At 72.3% G+C, this 1,749-nt stretch carries 1 protein-coding gene and 1 pseudogene; both read left to right on the top strand.

Annotated features, from left to right (window positions below; translation table 11 throughout):
- Nucleotides 1–61: 61 nt before the first annotated feature.
- Nucleotides 62–604 (top strand): annotated as a pseudogene (locus tag GRC12_RS44185) (dihydrofolate reductase family protein); the annotation flags it as partial.
- Nucleotides 605–690: 86 nt separating this feature from the next.
- Complete coding sequence (locus GRC12_RS44180; RefSeq protein WP_208786056.1) at nt 691–1,623, top strand: bifunctional helix-turn-helix transcriptional regulator/GNAT family N-acetyltransferase; 933 nt, start codon at nt 691–693, stop codon at nt 1,621–1,623.
- Nucleotides 1,624–1,749: the final 126 nt, after the last annotated feature.

Below are 1,749 nucleotides of genomic sequence, written 5' to 3'. Positions count from 1 at the left end.
GGCCTTGGGGGTGAAGAGCGGGGGCTGAAGGGTCTGCCGGTGGCCTCGGGGGAAAGTCCGGGGCGGACCCGAGGAGGACACCGACGGCGGGTTCGCGCACGGTGGGTGGTCGCATCCGCACTTCGATCCGGAGGTCGTGGGCGGGGCCTTCGCGTCCGGGCTGGAACGGGCGGAGGCGCTGCTGTACGGGCGGCGCACGTATCTGACGATGGCCGAGGCCTGGCCCGAGCGGGCCGGTGATCCCTTCGCGGACCGGCTCAACGCGATGAAGAAGTACGTCGTGACGGACACCCTCGGCGACGCGGAGCTCACCTGGAACAACACGGAGCGGATTCCAGGGGGTGAGGCCGTCGCGCGGATCCGGGAGCTGCGGGCCGCTCCCGGTGGGGACCTGGCGATGATGGGCAGCCCCACGCTCGTACGGGCCCTGCTCGGGGCGGGGCTCGTCGACGAGCTGCAGCTCGTGCAGATGCCGGTGCTCCTCGGCGGCGGCAAGTCCATCTTCCCCGCGGACGGTGTCAAGCGGCCGCTGGAGCTGGTCTCCACGACCGCCGCCAAGACCGGCGCGCAGGTGAGCGTGTACCGCGCCTCCGAAAGGGGCTAGCCGTGGGCTAGTCGTCGGGGAGCGGGTGTCCTAGGCTCGGCTCGTCGGTATCTCTGACTGAGTCAACCATCCGGGGGTCGATGAGCATGACCGTCCAGGACATCCGCTCCTTCAACCGCTTCTACACGAACGTCATCGGCGCCCTGGACTACAGCCGCCAGCTGTACGCCCCGTACACCCTCACCGAGTCCCGCGTCCTGTACGAGCTCGCGCACGCGCCGCGTACCGACGCGGCCGATCTGCGGGCCGAGCTGTCGTTGGACGCGGGGTATCTGAGCCGGATCCTGAACAAGTTCGAGGAGGCCGGGCTGATCGAGCGCGCGCCCTCCGACACCGACCCCCGGCGTCGGCGCATCACGCTCACCGCCCGGGGCCGGGAGACCGCCGACCTGCTCGCCGAGCGGGCCAACGAGTCCGTGGGCGCGCTGCTGTCCACCGTGCCGTCGGCCGACCGGACACGGCTCGCGGAGGCGATGCGAGCCGTCCGCGAGATCCTCTCCGAGGGGCGCCCGCCGCGCCGCGAGGACGTCGTCCTGCGCGAGCCGGGCCCCGGTGACCTGGGGTGGATCGTGTCGCGCAACGCGGCGCTGTACGCGGCCGAGTTCGGCTGGAACACCGACTACGAGGGGCTGGTCGCACGGATCGTCGCGGACTTCGCCGAGGACCACGACCCGCATCTGGAGCGGGTGTGGATCGCCGAGCTGGACGGGCGGCCGGTGGGGTGCGTGATGTGTGTACGGGACGACGCGCCCGGCACGGCCCGGCTGCGGCTGCTGCTCGTGGAGCCGGAGGCGCGGGGGCTCGGCATCGGTGACCGCCTGGTGGAGGCCGTCATCGACTTCGCGCGGGGGGTGGGCTACCGGGAGCTCGTCCTGTGGACCAACGACGTCCTCGCCGCCGCCCGCCGCATCTACCAGCGCCACGGCTTCGTCCTGTCCGCCGAGAAACCCCACCGCTCCTTCGGCAAGGACCTCAACGGCCAGGACTGGCGCCTGGACCTGCATGGCACGCGGGAGTGACGGGGGCGGGGAAGCGGCGCCTGGCGAGTGAACGTGTAAACGGGGTTCCGCAGGTCGGGGCTGGGCGCTGCGGCTTGTGCGCGGGGAAGCCGGCGGGCCGCCGGGGTGGGCGGCACGTCAGGGGGC

The organism is Streptomyces griseorubiginosus (genome assembly GCF_017614965.1).
Classification (GTDB): domain Bacteria; phylum Actinomycetota; class Actinomycetes; order Streptomycetales; family Streptomycetaceae; genus Streptomyces; species Streptomyces griseorubiginosus_B.
This window is presented reverse-complemented; position numbering and strand designations above follow the sequence as displayed.